This window comes from Periweissella fabaria (genome assembly GCF_918814575.1).
GTDB classification, from domain to species: Bacteria; Bacillota; Bacilli; order Lactobacillales; family Lactobacillaceae; genus Periweissella; species Periweissella fabaria.
The window spans coordinates 231126-246801 of record NZ_CAKKNS010000001.1; the positions used below are offsets into that span (position 1 = coordinate 231126).

Genomic DNA, 15676 nt, shown 5'->3' on the forward strand with positions numbered 1-15676 from the left:
AAAAGAAATGAACGAAATTATCAAGATTAACCAAAATGAACAAGGTGATGTTCAAGTTAGCGCCCGTCAACTGTACGATGCTTTAGGAGTTTCAAAAAATACTCGTTTCTCACGTTGGTTTGAAATGAATTCAAAACAATTGATTGAAAGTGAAGATTTTACAAGTGTGCTTACAAGCACGGTTGTTAATAATGGGGCTGCTAAACCAATCCAAGATTATGCATTAACAATCGATGCAGCAAAACAAATTGCCATGATGTCTGGAACTGAAAAAGGAAAAGAAGTACGGATGTATTTCATTCAGGTCGAGAAGGCTTGGAATAGTCCTGATCAAATTATGGCTAGAGCATTGCAAATTAGTAAATTGAAGTTAGAGAACAAAGATAAGTTAATTGCAGAGTTGAAACCTAAAGCAGTATTTGCTGATGCGGTATCAGCATCGCATACCTCTATCTTGGTTGGTGAGTTAGCCAAAATACTTAAACAGAATGGCATTGAAATGGGGCAAAACAAATTATTTAGTTGGCTTCGAGAAAATGGGTTCTTGATTAAGCGAAAAGGAACAGATTACAACATGCCAACGCAGCGTTCTATGGAGCAACAGTTGTTTGAGATTAAGGAGACGTCTATTGCACATTCAGATGGACACACTTCAATCAACAAAACGCCAAAGGTTACCGGCAAGGGGCAACAGTTCTTTGTCAATAAGTTCTTAGTTTAGGAGAAAAGAAATGAACGAATTACAAGTAATCGGAAAAGAAAATGTAGCAGGATATGAATTCACTGGAATTGAAGGTGGCTTCGGAGATGGAACACGAGGCATGTTAGTTCGTGATATTGCAAAAATTCATAGAACTTCAACTATGCGAATTAATGAACTTATTAATCGTAATAAAAAACGATTTAAAGATGGTGTAGATCTTATCAATTTAAAACAAGACGAGTTCGTTATCGTTTTGAACGATAACGGATTTACACAAAATTCAATTAACCGTTCAAAGTACATCTACTTATTATCTGAACGTGGTTATTCAAAACTTCTCAAGATTTTAGAAGATGACACAGCGTGGGATATTTACGACAAGTTTGTTGATGGTTACTTCAACATGCGAAAGCAGGCTCAACGTCCAATGACCACACAAGAGCAGGTTAGTTTAGCACTTAAAGGTTGGCAAGAACATGATAAACGCTTCATGGCAGTTGAAAATGAAATTGAAGATATCAAAGACAACATGGGCTTACCAGCTAACATGGCTGAAACGTTAATGGTTGCACGACGCAAGCAAGTTACTACCATTCTGGGCGGTAAAAATTCAATTGCTTACAAGAAATTAAGTAAGAACGTGTTTGCTGAATTTGGTCGTGATTTCAAACAGTACTTTGAATTACCCCGTTACGATGCGTTGGCGATGAAACGATTCAATGAAGGCTTGGACTACACTCACCATTGGCAACCATCAATCAACATGTCACTACGTATTCGAGAGTTGAATGCTCAGATTGCGATGGAGGCGTAAGCATGACTGAAATGGAAGAAGAGATTGCAAAATTGAAAAAAGAAGTCACTGAACTGAAAGGACAAGTCAGTTTCTTGATGGGATTTGCTTTTGGTTCAACTGCGAAGCCGAAAAAATAATAGAAGGTAATCGGAATGCAAGAAAAAACAGTTATCTATTTTTATAAGAATTTAGTGGGTCAAAACAAATATTTAGCAACAGCGACTGTAACCAGCGCTCAAGGAACAGATGCATTGTTAAGTTCAATTGAAGAACACTTGTACAAAAAAATCCCTAAATTAAATTTAGGGAAATACGCATTGATCGATGGTGTTGTATTCAAATTAAGCAGTTTGTGTGGGAATGAAATAACAGAGGACAACCTAAAAAAACTCGCAAAAAAAATGTCACTAAAACCGAGTCAAAAAGTTTTGGTAACAAATGATGGAGTTTATATAGACGGACAGAAATTAGACTTTGTAACTGATGTTAAACCTGAACACCTAAGAGAAAATATCGTAAAGATCAATATAGAGTTTTTAGCAGCTTCGTACGAAGAACGCAGCTAAACAAGCAATTAACTATAAAAGGAGAAATGAAATGTTGAGATATATTTTGATTGCAGTATTAGTTTTGAACATTATTCATATCATTCAAATTGAGATGATTAACCGGAAATAGCTTAGTTTTTTTGAAACCTTTAATACGATGGTCGGCGGTTAACTCGATAGTATCCGGATCGTGTTTCAGGTACACACTAATCTGAAACCTAGAGCCAGGTAATAGAATAGTTGGTTTCTTAAAATAAATGCATTCATCAAGAATATTACTTGAATTGATTTGATGAAATATTGCTGATTGATACACATCGGTCTGTCTATCGATATTCAAAGGCTTTAATTCTTTGCCTTTTGAATACATTTTTAGATCAGTAACCTTTAAAACTCTTGTTGATGTGTTGATAACAGAGTATCCAAAAAGGATTTCACCGTTTGATAATTCAGACTCAAACGAGGAAACCTCAAGTGAGTATCTATCTAACCAGTTCGTTCTAAATATTGAGTATATAGAAGCTGCTAGAGCAATGAGAGCAATGAGTGTATCTAATGTGAATTGTATTTTCATAAATGCCGCCTATCCTAAGATTATTTTATATGAAGTATACCAAAATATAACTTTTTAAATCTAATAAAAATATAAATTAAATAAAAAGGAGTGCTAATTATGACTGAACAACGATTAGCTGATAACCAATTTCCACGCTTAATGAATAAGCGAGTTTTATGTGACTATCTCGGCGTTAGTGCGTCAATTGTTGACAACTTGATTAAGTTTGACGGATTAAACGTTGCAGCATTCACGCCATCAGGAAATGGCGGAAAAATGAACACATTATTTATTAAAGAAAGGGTTCTCGAATGGGAATTAAAGGTGGGGTTGTAATGGGATTTATCGAACAAGTATTTGATGAAGTTGCAACAAAAGTATTTGACGATGTGACAGGTCGAGAGCTAGAAACGGCAATTGTAGTGTTTGCTGCATTTATGGCAAGTATGCAAATTATTGCTGCTTTATGCGGGGTGAACGTATGGTCGGCATTATAGTGTTCTTAATCATTGCAGCTATGTCAATGACGGCAATGAATGTACATGACTGGTACACACGCAAAGAAATTGAAAAACGTTGGCACAACAAAAAAAGCAGCCATCAATAAATTGATAGCTGCCAGTGAAAGAAATGTCCGAGGTAAGTATAACATGTTATATACAAAAATTCGAGACTTATTTCAAGATGAAGTTGAAACATACGACTTAGTAGTAACTGACATTTTTGGTTGTGAAATTTCAATTGATGAAATAAAAGACGTTTGGAAGACGGATAACGATGAATTTATCCATGATTCAGACTTGGATGTCTGGTTAAAAAAACAAGGAACAACGTACGACGAAGCAATTAATGTAACTATTTTTGAAGCAGAAAAAGCAGATTTTAGGGAGATGGACTAATGACTACACAACCAATGCAAGCGCCACAAACAGAAAAGCAAGACAAGATGACTTCATACGAAGTTAATGGTAATGAAGTTAAGCTAAGCATGAACTTTGTTCGTATGAACTTAGTGAGTGGTGACAACAATGCACAGAACTCGGTTACTGAATCTGAATTAACCAACTTTATCATGTTGGCCAAACATAATCGTTTGGATCCATTCTTGAAAGAATGTTACTTAGTTAAGTTTGCAGGACGACCAGCTCAAATGATTGTTTCAAAAGAAGCATTTATGAAGCGGGCTGAATCTAATGAAAATTATGAAGGATTTGAAGCGGGAGTTATCTTACTTCGGAACAATGAAATTGTTGAACAAAAAGGTTCGTTCTTTTTATCTGATGACAAGATTGTTGGTGGTTGGGCTAAGGTATACCGCAAAGATCGTAAGTTTCCTATTGAATCTCAAATTTCAATGCAAGAATTTAGTAAAGGGCAGGCAACTTGGAAAAATATGCCCGCAACGATGATTCGTAAAACGGCGATTGTTAATGCGCTTCGTGAAGCATTCCCACAATCATTAGGGGCAATGTATACAGAAGATGACCGTGCGCTTGACGATAAGACGCCAGCTTCAGAAGAAGTTGGCCAAGCTAAGGCTGAAAACTTAGTTAATAAGTTTAAAAAGAAAAATGTTAAACAGGAAGAACGTAAAGCGGAAGTTGTCGAAGGAGAAGTTGTAACTTCGGAACAAACTAATAACGATTCTGTTGATGAACAAAATGTCCATGAAGATAGCGATGAATTGGATACTGAAGAAATTAATTTATTAGGAGAAGAATATGACTCAAACGCCGACTAAATTAACCGCTGAAAATTACTATGAAAAGACCACTGATTTTCAATACATGAGCTTTTCTATTTTTAAAAACTTTCTTCAAAATGAAGCAGCTGCTTTGGCTGATTTAAAGGGAGAATATAAGTGGTTTGATAATGATACGGCTTTGCTGATGGGGAATTATTTACATTCTTATTTTGAAAGTCCAGAAGCACACGCAGCATTCATTAATGAACACCCTGAAATTCTATCATCACGAGGATCTACAAAGGGTCAATTGAAAACTGAATACAAGAAATGTGAAGCCATGATTAAACGCCTTGAAGCTGATGATATGTTTGTGAATATGCTAGCAGGAACAGAGCGAGAAACAATCATTACAGGCGAAATTGATGGCGTCCTATGGAAAGGTAAGACAGATGCTTTAAACGTCGAGGACGGCTATTTTATTGACTTTAAGACGGTTAAAGATTTGGATGGCGATTGTACTATTTGGCAAGATGGACAAAAACAACATTTCATTCATGCACGGAAGTATGACATGCAAATGGCCATCTATCAAGAGCTGCTTCGTCAAACGTATGGGAAAGACTTCATGCCAATCATTTGGGCGGTTTCAAAAGAAGAAACACCAATTGCAAGAATGTTTTCGCCAAGTCAAATGTCGATGGATGAAGCACTAGAAAAAGTTAAATTCAGTCAAAAGCATATCAAGCAGATCATTGACGGTGAAGTTAAACCGCGAATGTCGGCCGATGATAGTCGATATTTCAAAGCTCATTTTCGAGTTAATGAAATTGAATTTGTGTAACCAAGATAGACCAGAAGTGGCGAGTGGGTGGAATGCCCATTAGGAGAATGTATGTATTGTAAACTGATTGATCCAGTCGCATTCAGACTGAAATATAAACAAAAAGGATTCACACAAAAATCACTAGCTGATAGTTCTGATATTACCGTTAGTGTGATATATCATGCTATCGCTGGTCATGGAATAAATCTTGACTATGGATATGCAATTTCTAAAAATTTGGGTATTGAAATTTGGGACATGTTCCAACTAGTTAAATGAATCGGGAGTTAAAAATGACGAAGTTGATTAAAAAAAGAGATAAGGGTTTTACAACTTTATCGAATGAAATTTTTAAGCATGGGCTAAGCATACAATCTGTTGGTTTATATAGTTATTTGCTTTCTCTCCCAGATGATTGGGATTTCTATATTGATGAAATAGCCACGCATTTTAAAAATGGTAGAGACGCTATTCGAAAAGCACTTGAAGAATTGGAAAAGACTGGATTCATAAAAAGAGAACAGACTCGTTCGGCAAATGGTAAATTTGGTAGCTTTGATTGGCTAATCGTTGATACACCAACATTCTCACCGCTTACTGAAAAACCGATATCGGTAAAACCGACGTCGGATTTACCGATATCGGAAAATCCAACACTACTAAGTACTAATATAACTAAAGACTTAATAACTAAAGACGTAAATATTCCTCCTCTACCACAGGAGATCCAAACCGATGAATCCGCCTATTCAAAAATCTTTGACATTTGGCAGCAAGAGATTGGACAAATAACTTCAATGGTTGCTCAAGATGTTAAAAAAGATATTGAGGATATGAAAAAGTTCACTACACAGCAAGATGCTATTGAATTAATAGAGTATGCCATTTCAGAAGCAGCTATGAATTCTGCGAGAACTCCTAGTTATGTATTTGCAATTACTAGGAAAATATGTGCCCAACAATTAAAAACGGTTGCTGATGTTAAGGCACGAAAATTAGAACGGCAAACTAAACGAGACAAGCAGAAGTTCAAACCTGCTAAACGTGTTGTTGAAAAGAAGCCTAATTATCCAACGCAACCAACACCAGTTGAACAAACAGTACCAGTAATTGAAACACCCGTTGATGATGCTGAAATTGAATCTACCCGAAAAGCTATTGAACGTCTTAAAGCTAGTCGTATGCCTAAAGGAGAACTTTAATGCAAAAGACAATTCTTGAAATTGTAGTTGATGAAAACGGTGAACAACAAGCCTCTGGCAATTGTAGTGGTGCTGAATTAAAAGATATTATTTCAAATCTAATAATATTACTGGCTAATGAGTATGGTGTTGAGCCTCAAAATATGGCGACAACAATAGCAATGGACGTTGTAGTTAAAAGCGGTGGTGCGAAATGATTGAAAATTTTACTCAACGCCAACCAAACGGGTTGGTAAACAAGTAACGATTGATTTTGATAGTCCAGATGAAGCTAAGCGATTCGTGAATAAATACGTTCAGTTTAATCATCGGCTGATTGAAATTAATCTGCGGGATCAACGCCACATATCAGATAGTCAACGCAAATTTGCATTCTTGTTGCTTAGCTCAATTGATGATGTCACTAACGGCGATTTGGAATACACCAAGATGTTGTTCTATACATGGTTTCAAATGTACGCAGGCCTAGACAGTTTCAGCATGAGTGACCGATTGGGAGATGTGAACACGACTAATGCGTTTATTGATTTCTTAATCGAGTTCATGACTGAAAATAAAATATTGATTAAAGCGACTGGACGCCCTGTTTTAGATGACCGTGAGACTTCAAAAATGGAGTATGCAGCGTTGATGAATAAGCAATGTGTAGTTTGCGGTAAAGTGCCAAGCGAGTTACACCATATTGATGCAATTGGCTCTGGTAATGATAGACGCAAAATAAGCCACGTAGGACGTCGTGCAGTACAGTTATGTGTATTTCATCATCGAGAGGCTGATAGTTCACTGGGGTGGGCAAAATTTGCAGATAAGTACCACTTGCAAGGTACTAAGCTCACTACTGAAATGACACGGCAATTAAAACTTGGTGATTGGTCACACGATGGCACAGAAGAACAGAGAAAAACATATTTCAAGGAGAATGAAAATGAATCTTAAACGATTACTAGCATTAAGCGATCAAAATTTTAGCGATGAAATTAGCGAAATGAGTTACAACGAGGTAGCGGTATTTAATCAAGACGTTAACTTCAACATTTCAGTGGGAATTATTCCTGCTCCTGATTATTCAGAAAAGAAGCGTGCAATTGTAGTAGCTGCGATGGAGGATAAAATCAATGACTGAAAAATTGGAACAAAGCAAGGAATTTATCAGAGAAATTAGCATATTAACCAATCGGAATATGTGGCTAAATATAGCTATGGAACACATTTATAAAAGTGAAAAATCTTTTCCAGTTTTATACAAATATATATTTTGTGATGGTTTTCAAGACTCTATTGCTAACCAACTTACATTTGCTAAGATTTGGGCGGGCGAGATTGAATTGGTTGAAAAGAAACCAAAGTATGTGATTTATCAGGTTAACGAGAATAGCAAAACGGGTAAAGTTCATTACACTATCTATGCGATGGCTGAAGAGTCAAGATTTTATCCAAGGCGTGTAAATACAGATAGAGTACCAGATATAAATGCGTCGCCAGACGAACTATTCGACCAAGACTTCGCATTCGCGATGCGTGACACTGGCAAGTTTAAGATTAAAAAGGTGGTGGAGTAATGGCGCAAAAGACAATTATTCGTGTAGTTGTTGATGAAACTGGCAAACAAGGTGCAGCTGTTGATGGGACTCTTGAGCAATTAGAAGAAGCAACTATGGATTTGATAATCAACATGTCAAAGTATTCGCATTACCCCTTAGAAATGATGTTAGCTAGGCTAACCAGAGAGGCATTAATCAAAGCTAAGAAGGTGGTGGAGTAGATGACTGAATTTTACGGAATTGTAAAAACTGACGGAAGTTTCATTGTTGAGAAAACGAAAGGAACTGCATTTAGCGTACGACTTTATGAAACTAAAGAAACGGCTAAACGAGTTTTGGCACGTAAGAAGAAAGATTATTACGAGAGTGCAGGTTTGCACATCGCTAAAGTAACAACTGTTTTGGAGGAAATTGAAAATGATTAATCGAGTAATTTTAGTTGGTCGTTTGGTCAAAGATGTTGAACTCCGTTACACACAAAGCGGTAATGCAACCGCAAACTTTACATTAGCTGTTAATCGCCAATTTAAGAGCGAAAACGGTGAACGTGAAGCAGACTTCATAAATTGTGTTATGTGGCGTAAAAACGCTGAAAATTTTGCGAATTTCACGCATAAGGGTTCGTTAGTTGGTATTGAAGGACGTATTCAAACACGGAATTATGAAAATAAAGAAGGTCAACGTGTATATGTGACCGAAGTCAATGCTGATAGCTTTAGCTTGCTGGAAAGTCGTAGTGAAAGCCAGAAGCAGGCTGATCAATCACAAAGTTATCAATCGAACACAAAGCCAAATAGTTTTGGTGGCGCTGATATTGACATTAATGACGATGATATGCCATTCTAAATAAAAATAGACCGAATAGGCAGGTGGGCAAAATTGTCCATTAGGAGAATGATATGTACGCATTATACAAGGGTGACGAGTTTATTTGCATGGGAACTCTTGAATATATAGCTGAATATACTGGTGTCAAAGTCGCAACTGTTAGGCACTTACTTGCTCCATCATATCAAAAACGTGCAAGCAAGAATTCGAGAGTGTTAGTGGCCGTAGATTAAACCGAAAGGCGTCTGGGTGGAAGGCCCATTCGGAGGTGCAAATGAACGAGCAAGAGATTTTAGATTACATCAAAAATAAGTTGCCAAATATTTATGACAATACGTTAAAAGCTATTGAGTTTCAGTTGCCGAAGGTTATTGAATATAATAGCAAGCTGCAGGGCAAACAGTTACGTAATTCGAATCGTAAGTTTAAGGACTTACTAAACATGTATGTGAAGCAAATTGTGGGTGGATATGAACGAGCTACAATTCGTCATGGAAAGTATGAGTTAATCAATGAATTTCCAAAAATGTTGGAAAGGTTATTGAAGTACCAACAAGCACCTTATGAAGTTAATTTAGGTAAAACTAAGTTGAGCTATGTAGAACACGTTTTAACGGAGGAAATGTAATGGCAAAAGATAAATATATATTTGAACAGATCGCAGCTCGTGAAATTAAGGGACCTGGTATTACATTGTTATCACCTTGCAATGAGGAATTACTAGAAGATTTACAAAAACATTGTAAAAGTAAACCTCCTGAGAAAAAGAAAGATTCCGTAATTTTTGATGATAAATTACCAGTAATAACAATTAACGAGTATGGGATAAAGAAACGTTATCCTAATATGGCTACGGTTGCTATGGCGTTTGGATATTCTGGATCAGATGTTATTCATAAGCTGATAACAAAGGGTGAAGAACTACGAGGTGGATTAAAGGTGCGGTATGCGGAGGAAGGTGAATGGAACTAAAAAAAATCAACGAACGGGCAACTGAAGAACGAGTAAGACGTTTTTTCAAGAATGATTTTAAACGTTGGATGTTGCTTAGTGGTACCAGCTTGGCAGACTTGCAATCACCTTCAATCAACGACATGCCATCATCACCAAGTTATGGTAATTCAAACGAAGAGAAGCTTGCAGCAACCATTGATGCGAAGAAAATTGTTGCAGAAGTAGTAAGAGTGGTTAATTCACTTGAAACTAGGCAACGCAAAACAATCACATTACATCATTTGCAAGGTCGAGATGTAGCTGAAGTAAGTGTTGCAATACAAAGGACTGATAGACAATGTCATCGCATTCTCAATAAAGCTTATATACAATTCGCTTATGGATATCAAATAGAATCTTTACTGGTATATCGAGATGTAGTTGTTTCTTGAAATGTCAGAAAAATGTCAGTAAAGTGTCAGGTAAATGTCATACTTTTAGTGATATAATATAGGATGAACATAACCTCAATTGGGAAGGTTCTCCGAATTAGTTTAGAAACATGTTTAGACATCCAGAGATGGGTGTCTTTTTTGATGCAATCATGGAAGTGTAGCTCACCAGGTAGAGCGTCTGTTTGAAGCGCAGAAGGTAGTAGGTTCGACTCCTGCCATTTCCATAAAAGGGGTGTAATTCGACCCCTTTTAGCTGGTTGGTTATCATCGTTTTAGGCGCGGGTAGCTAAAAAGAAAATATCCCTATATGGGAAACCTTGCGTAAGTGTTAGTGGGTGTGCGCACGCCTTCGTATTATGATTCGGAAACCATTGCATAATGAAAACTAACACGTACATATTAGTGTCACGGGAATGTAGTAATACTAACGTTTTACAGCTTGGTACCCCCGAAAGTAGGGTTACCAAAATAAGTATGTTTGAGGAGTTTAGAATATGAGAGGAAATGCTAAGAGAAAGCATGAAAACAAAAGTATTTTCAATCGTGAATTACGACGGAAAATTAAACAGAGTTCTCCTGAACAAGCAATAACATTGGTTAAAAATCACAAGATAACTCATGAAGATGTATATGACCGTGGTATCTACAAACGCATGAAATAAAGAAACGATGTCGTGTAGCTTAATGGCAAAGCATAAATATATGGGTTCGAATCCTATCACGATAGTTGCCAGTAATGGCAAAACATAAAGCAGGGCTACTGTTTAGTAATAACTAATCAGTTAGTGTACATAGAAAAGAATGGAGGTGGTGTGATGACATGACTCGAGAAGAGATTAAAGAGTTAGCAGAGTTTGATTTCATTAAGGGAATGAGCATAGAAGACATTGCCTCTAAGTATGGGTTAAGTAAGAACACTATAAAAACTTGGCGAACTAGAAATGGATGGGTTCAAAAACGAAAGGACTCAAAGGACTCAAGAGAGGGTTCAAAGGGTTCAAAAAAGGGTTCAAAAAAGGACTCAAAGGGTTCAAATGAATTAGAGAAGAAAACACCACCACCTGAAGAAGACAAACCACCAGACAACAATAACGGATTAACCGCTAAACAACAGGCTTTTGCAAGGGAATACATGAAGTCATACAATGCAACGCAAGCATACATGAACGTGTACGATGCAACCTATGAATCGGCGCAAACCTTAGCCTCAAAGATGTTAAGAAATGTTCAGATTAGGACTGAAATTGAACGGCTCAAAAAAGAGAAAGCTCGCAAGCTTGATTTGTCGTATGAGTCGTTGCTGCTTGACCTAGCGCGTGAAGCTAATGCAGATATTGGTGAGTATGTAAACTTTGCTAGTCACGATGAAACGGTTGTTGACGGTAAAGGTAAGCCGGTGCTTGATACAAATGGTGCTGAAATTATAGCGCATAAGTCTCAAGTGTGGCTTAAAGATAAGGCTGATGTAGATACGTCACTGATCAAGAAAGTATCAGTTGGTAAAGATGGAGTGCAGCTTGAACTTCATGACCGTAGTAAAGCCCGTGATGAATTGTTGAAACGTTTAGCTCCTGATGAGAAGTTAAAGGCTTTACAGATTGAAAAAGCAAAGACAGACCTTGAATTGGCGAAGAAGAAACTTGAATTGTTGAACGGTGGTAAAGATGACGATGTAACTATTAATATTCAACCATTTGGGGGTGATGAGTAATGCCTGTGATTAATTGGAATTTACCTAAAATGGTCAGCAAAGCTTACGCTCCGTTGTTTACTAGTAATAAGCGTTATATTGTTTATAAAGGGAGTCGTGGGAGTGGTAAGAGTGAAGCAGCTGCACGTAAAGCTATCTTGGACATAGTTACTAAGCCGTATGTTAATTGGCTGATACTTAGACGGTATGCAAATACCAATCGACAATCTACATTTACACTATTACAAAAGGTCGCTACTCAATTAGGAGTTAGTGGCCTTTTTCAATTCAATAGTTCATTGCCAGAAATAACGTATAAGCCGACAGGACAAAAGATATTGTTCCGTGGGGCTGACAAGCCTTTATCTATCATATCTATATCGGTGGAGACAGGTAACTTATGCAGGCTGTGGGTCGAGGAATCCTATCAGTTGGAATCAGAAGAAGCATTTGATGTTGTCGATGAGTCTATGCGTGGTGTTATTGATGATCCTAATGGCTTTTATCAAACCATACTCACGTTTAACCCATGGAACGAAAGACATTGGCTCAAACGTAGATTCTTTGATGAAGACACACGAGAGCCTAACTCATTGGCATTTACTACAACATATCGAGATAATCCATTTCTAGACGATGCTTATGTTAGCCGGTTGCTAGAGATGAAGATACGTAATCCACGGCGTGCTCGAGTTGCGGTTGATGGTGAATGGGGTGTGGCTGAAGGTCTGATATATGAAAATACTATTGTTGAGAAATTTGATGTTAGAGAAGTTGTTAAAAATGCTCGTATTGTACGTGGAATAGATTGGGGATATGGACCAGACCCAACAGCTTTTATTGAATATGCCATCAATACCAGAACAAAAGATGTGTATATATACAAAGAAATGTATAAGAAACACATGTTAACTGATGAAATATTTAAGTGGCTTTATGTTCATGGACACCAACAAGGTGATATTAGAGCAGATTATGCCAATGGTGGTGATCGCATGATACAAGAATTGAAGAACAAAGGAATATCAGGCATGAAACGTGCACACAAGTACGAAATTATGTTTGGTGTTACTTATTTACAAGACTTCAAAATACATGTACTACCATCACTCGAGCACACCATAGAAGAACTTAACTCTTATGTTTATGATACTGACAAAGAAGGTGGTTGGGTTGGTAAAGCTGTTGATAAAAACAATCACTTGATGGACGCCATGAGATATGCAGTAGAGCCATTAATCATGACTAGAAAGAGTACAAATGACCGTATGCAGGCATTCAAAGATTTAGGATTAGGACGGTAATATGAACAACGTAAATTTTTTAAATAAAACAAGGTTCAATCCAGACGCTAATGCGGTCTTTCAGATGGCGGCAAAGGACTTTGAACTATATGAAGATTTATCAGCGCAAACATTTGTAGATAAATTAACTAATTATATTTCAGTATTTCAAGCAGACCAGCTACCACGCCTTAAAGAGTTGAAACGCTATTATTTAGCAGATAACAACATTAAGTATCGTGAAACAGGTCGAGATGTTAATCGTGCTGATAATCGTATAGCAAGTGACTGGGCCAAATACATCACGGTGTTCATGCAAGGGTACATTTTGGGTAATCCAATCGCATATACCGGGGATGATGGCTTAGTTGAAAAGATTGAACAATTCAATCAAGAGAACAGTACCGATTATCACGATGGCTTGATTGAAACAGATCTAAGTATTTATGGGCGTGCCTATGAGTTGCTTTATTCGGATGAGCAATCGCAAGAACGGATTGTTAAGTTAGATCCAGAAGGCACATTTGTGGTTTATGATGATACGATTGCCCGTAATTCATTATTTGGCGTTCGCTTTTATCAGATTAAATACAGTCCAACTAGTATTAGTAGCTTTGTTGAAGTATATACAGCGGATGAGATTTACTACTTCAGTTCAGAAGCTAGTGATTTCAATGGGATTAAGTTTGATAGAGTTGAGACATCACCCTTTCAAGGTGTGCCAATAAATGAGTATAAGAACAATGAAGAACGTTTGGGTGACTATGAGAGCGTGCTAGATGGAATTGATGCTTATGACTTATCTCAATCAGAATTAGCCAACTTTCAACAAGATATGAATGATGCGTACCTAGTTATCACGGGTAACCCAATGACTGGGACCAGCGAACCAGAATATCAAACTGATGAAAATGGTGAGCTTGTACTTGATGAATACAACAACCCGATAGCTGTTGATAATTCGGAGACTGATGTCGTTCAAAACATGCTTAAAGCACGATTACTAATTTTGGATAACAACAATGATCCAGATGGACCAAACCCAAGTGCAGAGTATTTAACGAAGACATACGACTCAACAGGTGCTGAAGCATACAAGAAACGTTTAGTTGACGACATCTTACGGTTTACATTTACCCCAGATACTAATGACCAGAACTTTGCCGGGACACAATCCGGTGAAGCTATGAAGTACAAGTTGATGGGTAATGATAATTTACGTAAGACTAAAGAACGTTTGCTAACTCGTGGGATTATGCGACGGTTACGGCTTATTGGGAACGTGTGGAGTATTAAGAACACTCTATATGGTGTGATTAATGAAGTACAACTCAAGTTCACGCCTAACGTGCCACAGAACGATGAAGAACGGGTCACACAGCTTAAAGCATTGTATGGTGTCATTAGTGACGAAACTTTGTTCGAGTTGTTAGAAACGTTTACTGGTGTGGATGCTGATGAAGAAATGAAGCGGCTCGATGAACAAAAGCAAAAAGGTATGGATGACTTTACTGCTCAAACGAATTATAAACAGTTAAAGCCTGATGATGGTGGTCAAGATGGACAACTACTGGACCAAGCGGATTAATGACATCATGGATTTGCTGGACACGAGAGATGAGAAATTGAATGCTGCAATGCTCAAGGAGTATAAAGCAGCGTCAGACGACATCTCAAAGCGAATAGCAGACTTCTATGACAAGTATGCCGAAGATGGGACACTGAACTATGATGATGCACGTAAACAGATACGTGCAACTGATTTGAGTGATTATGTTAAGCGTGCCAATGATTATCGAGAAGCAAGTGACAAGAACCCTGAAATGTTACGGCGCTTGAATGCACAGTACACAACAGCTAGATTAAATCGATTAGAGTTATTGAAGCTTGAGATTGACTTTAGGCTTATCCAGGCCAGTGACAAACAAGATAAGTCGTTTACTGATTATCTATCAAAAGAGAGTTCATATATCTATGATCAGTTACTGAATGGTAAGACAATTGATACCTTGAACGACAAAGAGATTGAAACGATTATCCAAAATGAATGGAGTGGAGCTAATTACTCCCAACGTTTGTGGCGTGATAATGATTTACTTGCTAACAAGTTAAAAGATGAGTTGGTACGTGCTGCAATCAACGGGAGCAATCCTAAAGTAACGGCCAAAAAGTTACGTGATTCATTTGGTGGAACAAAGCCCAACACAGAACGTTTGGTAAGGACAGAGTCAACGTATGTGGCTAATGCAACGATTGCTAAGCGATACAATGACATGGGTGTTGAAAGCTATACATTTAGTGCACACATTGACAGTCGGACATCTAGCATTTGTCGACATTTGAATGGTGAAACATTTCCACTCAAAGACTTCAAGCCAGGTGTTAATGCACCAGCTATGCATCCAAATTGTCGGAGTCGTATAGTTCCAAGCGATGATGATTTGAGTAAGTACGATAAGTATTTAGATGATTAACCTAGGCAGCCTTGAAGCTGTCTTTTTTTGTACCTAAAATTTGACCTGTCATACGTCATGAAACTGGGCAAAGCGTGTATGGATTGCTAAATAGTCGTGTGTGGGGAAACGTGCATGGGACGTTATGTTTAGTAGTATGTATGGACTTAAAAGGAGA

The 15676-nt window shown here is 37.5% G+C and carries 28 protein-coding genes and 1 tRNA gene; 28 read left to right on the forward strand and 1 reads right to left on the reverse strand.

What is annotated here, in order from left to right; translation table 11 throughout:
- Positions 1–7 precede the first annotated feature (7 nt).
- From LQZ75_RS01135 to LQZ75_RS01145, 3 genes are all read left to right on the forward strand, one after another.
- Positions 8–721, forward strand: a complete 714-nt coding sequence (locus tag LQZ75_RS01135; RefSeq protein ID WP_230096005.1) for a phage antirepressor KilAC domain-containing protein — start codon at positions 8–10, stop codon at positions 719–721.
- 10 nt (positions 722–731) lie between these two features.
- A complete protein-coding gene (locus LQZ75_RS01140) occupies positions 732–1517 on the forward strand; it encodes an ORF6C domain-containing protein (RefSeq protein ID WP_230096006.1) in 786 nt (261 codons plus the stop codon).
- Positions 1518–1651: 134 nt separating this feature from the next.
- Entirely contained in the window at positions 1652–2065 is a 414-nt protein-coding gene (locus tag LQZ75_RS01145; protein ID WP_230096007.1) for a hypothetical protein, read from the forward strand.
- Positions 2066–2123: 58 nt separating this feature from the next.
- Here the strand turns inward: LQZ75_RS01145 and LQZ75_RS01150 are convergent, their stop codons facing one another.
- Positions 2124–2621 (reverse strand): hypothetical protein, encoded by a 498-nt coding sequence (locus LQZ75_RS01150; protein WP_230096008.1) that lies wholly within the window; start codon positions 2619–2621, stop codon positions 2124–2126.
- Between the two features lie 99 nt (positions 2622–2720).
- Here LQZ75_RS01150 and LQZ75_RS01155 point away from each other — a divergent pair, with 99 nt between their 5' ends.
- The 25 genes from LQZ75_RS01155 to LQZ75_RS01265 all read left to right on the forward strand — a co-directional run bounded on the left by LQZ75_RS01155 (position 2721) and on the right by LQZ75_RS01265 (position 15519).
- The gene (locus tag LQZ75_RS01155) at positions 2721–2939 is read left to right on the forward strand and encodes a hypothetical protein (RefSeq protein WP_230096009.1); all 219 of its coding nucleotides are present in this window, start codon (positions 2721–2723) and stop codon (positions 2937–2939) included.
- Complete coding sequence (locus LQZ75_RS01160) at positions 2939–3100, forward strand: hypothetical protein (RefSeq protein WP_230096010.1); 162 nt, start codon at positions 2939–2941, stop codon at positions 3098–3100. The genes LQZ75_RS01155 and LQZ75_RS01160 overlap by 1 nt, the downstream gene beginning before the upstream one ends.
- Complete coding sequence (locus LQZ75_RS09735) at positions 3085–3210, forward strand: hypothetical protein (RefSeq protein ID WP_284707284.1); 126 nt, start codon at positions 3085–3087, stop codon at positions 3208–3210. Before LQZ75_RS01160 ends, LQZ75_RS09735 begins: the two co-directional genes overlap by 16 nt.
- 43 nt (positions 3211–3253) lie before the next feature.
- Positions 3254–3502: a hypothetical protein gene (locus LQZ75_RS01165; RefSeq protein WP_230096011.1), complete on the forward strand. Its 249-nt coding sequence runs from the start codon at positions 3254–3256 to the stop codon at positions 3500–3502.
- Entirely contained in the window at positions 3502–4344 is an 843-nt protein-coding gene (bet, locus tag LQZ75_RS01170) for a phage recombination protein Bet (RefSeq protein ID WP_230096012.1), read from the forward strand. Before LQZ75_RS01165 ends, bet begins: the two co-directional genes overlap by 1 nt.
- Entirely contained in the window at positions 4325–5131 is an 807-nt protein-coding gene (locus LQZ75_RS01175) for a PD-(D/E)XK nuclease-like domain-containing protein (protein ID WP_230096013.1), read from the forward strand. The genes bet and LQZ75_RS01175 overlap by 20 nt, the downstream gene beginning before the upstream one ends.
- A gap of 51 nt (positions 5132–5182) precedes the next feature.
- Positions 5183–5392 carry a helix-turn-helix domain-containing protein gene (locus tag LQZ75_RS09775; protein WP_354002009.1) on the forward strand — a complete coding sequence of 70 codons (210 nt, stop codon included), beginning with the start codon at positions 5183–5185 and terminating at the stop codon, positions 5390–5392.
- A 14-nt stretch (positions 5393–5406) separates the two neighbouring features.
- Entirely contained in the window at positions 5407–6315 is a 909-nt protein-coding gene (locus tag LQZ75_RS01180; RefSeq protein WP_230096014.1) for a DnaD domain protein, read from the forward strand.
- Positions 6315–6512: a hypothetical protein gene (locus LQZ75_RS01185; RefSeq protein ID WP_230096015.1), complete on the forward strand. Its 198-nt coding sequence runs from the start codon at positions 6315–6317 to the stop codon at positions 6510–6512. The genes LQZ75_RS01180 and LQZ75_RS01185 overlap by 1 nt, the downstream gene beginning before the upstream one ends.
- An 85-nt stretch (positions 6513–6597) precedes the next feature.
- The gene (locus LQZ75_RS01190) at positions 6598–7251 is read left to right on the forward strand and encodes a putative HNHc nuclease (protein ID WP_230096016.1); all 654 of its coding nucleotides are present in this window, start codon (positions 6598–6600) and stop codon (positions 7249–7251) included.
- Positions 7241–7438: a hypothetical protein gene (locus LQZ75_RS01195; protein WP_230096017.1), complete on the forward strand. Its 198-nt coding sequence runs from the start codon at positions 7241–7243 to the stop codon at positions 7436–7438. Before LQZ75_RS01190 ends, LQZ75_RS01195 begins: the two co-directional genes overlap by 11 nt.
- Positions 7431–7874 (forward strand): hypothetical protein, encoded by a 444-nt coding sequence (locus tag LQZ75_RS01200; RefSeq protein ID WP_230096018.1) that lies wholly within the window; start codon positions 7431–7433, stop codon positions 7872–7874. Before LQZ75_RS01195 ends, LQZ75_RS01200 begins: the two co-directional genes overlap by 8 nt.
- Entirely contained in the window at positions 7874–8077 is a 204-nt protein-coding gene (locus LQZ75_RS01205) for a hypothetical protein (protein WP_230096019.1), read from the forward strand. Before LQZ75_RS01200 ends, LQZ75_RS01205 begins: the two co-directional genes overlap by 1 nt.
- Complete coding sequence (locus LQZ75_RS01210) at positions 8078–8281, forward strand: hypothetical protein (protein ID WP_230096020.1); 204 nt, start codon at positions 8078–8080, stop codon at positions 8279–8281.
- Positions 8274–8702: a single-stranded DNA-binding protein gene (gene ssb / locus LQZ75_RS01215; protein ID WP_230096021.1), complete on the forward strand. Its 429-nt coding sequence runs from the start codon at positions 8274–8276 to the stop codon at positions 8700–8702. The genes LQZ75_RS01210 and ssb overlap by 8 nt, the downstream gene beginning before the upstream one ends.
- A gap of 53 nt (positions 8703–8755) precedes the next feature.
- Positions 8756–8917, forward strand: coding sequence for a hypothetical protein (locus LQZ75_RS01220; protein WP_230096022.1), 162 nt, complete (start codon positions 8756–8758; stop codon positions 8915–8917).
- A 41-nt stretch (positions 8918–8958) separates the two neighbouring features.
- Positions 8959–9312, forward strand: coding sequence for a hypothetical protein (locus LQZ75_RS01225; protein WP_230096023.1), 354 nt, complete (start codon positions 8959–8961; stop codon positions 9310–9312).
- The gene (locus LQZ75_RS01230) at positions 9312–9656 is read left to right on the forward strand and encodes a hypothetical protein (RefSeq protein WP_230096024.1); all 345 of its coding nucleotides are present in this window, start codon (positions 9312–9314) and stop codon (positions 9654–9656) included. Before LQZ75_RS01225 ends, LQZ75_RS01230 begins: the two co-directional genes overlap by 1 nt.
- Positions 9647–10069, forward strand: coding sequence for an ArpU family phage packaging/lysis transcriptional regulator (locus LQZ75_RS01235; RefSeq protein WP_230096025.1), 423 nt, complete (start codon positions 9647–9649; stop codon positions 10067–10069). Before LQZ75_RS01230 ends, LQZ75_RS01235 begins: the two co-directional genes overlap by 10 nt.
- A 154-nt stretch (positions 10070–10223) precedes the next feature.
- A tRNA-Phe gene (locus LQZ75_RS01240) sits at positions 10224–10296 on the forward strand.
- Positions 10297–10566: 270 nt separating this feature from the next.
- On the forward strand, positions 10567–10734 hold the full coding sequence (locus LQZ75_RS01245; RefSeq protein WP_230096026.1) for a hypothetical protein: 168 nt from the start codon (positions 10567–10569) through the stop codon (positions 10732–10734).
- A gap of 158 nt (positions 10735–10892) precedes the next feature.
- Positions 10893–11783, forward strand: coding sequence for a terminase small subunit (locus LQZ75_RS01250; RefSeq protein WP_230096027.1), 891 nt, complete (start codon positions 10893–10895; stop codon positions 11781–11783).
- Complete coding sequence (locus tag LQZ75_RS01255) at positions 11783–13066, forward strand: PBSX family phage terminase large subunit (protein WP_230096028.1); 1284 nt, start codon at positions 11783–11785, stop codon at positions 13064–13066. The genes LQZ75_RS01250 and LQZ75_RS01255 overlap by 1 nt, the downstream gene beginning before the upstream one ends.
- A gap of 1 nt (position 13067) precedes the next feature.
- The gene (locus tag LQZ75_RS01260; protein ID WP_230096029.1) at positions 13068–14633 is read left to right on the forward strand and encodes a phage portal protein; all 1566 of its coding nucleotides are present in this window, start codon (positions 13068–13070) and stop codon (positions 14631–14633) included.
- Entirely contained in the window at positions 14605–15519 is a 915-nt protein-coding gene (locus tag LQZ75_RS01265; RefSeq protein WP_230096030.1) for a minor capsid protein, read from the forward strand. The genes LQZ75_RS01260 and LQZ75_RS01265 overlap by 29 nt, the downstream gene beginning before the upstream one ends.
- The last annotated feature ends 157 nt before the right edge of the window (positions 15520–15676 follow it).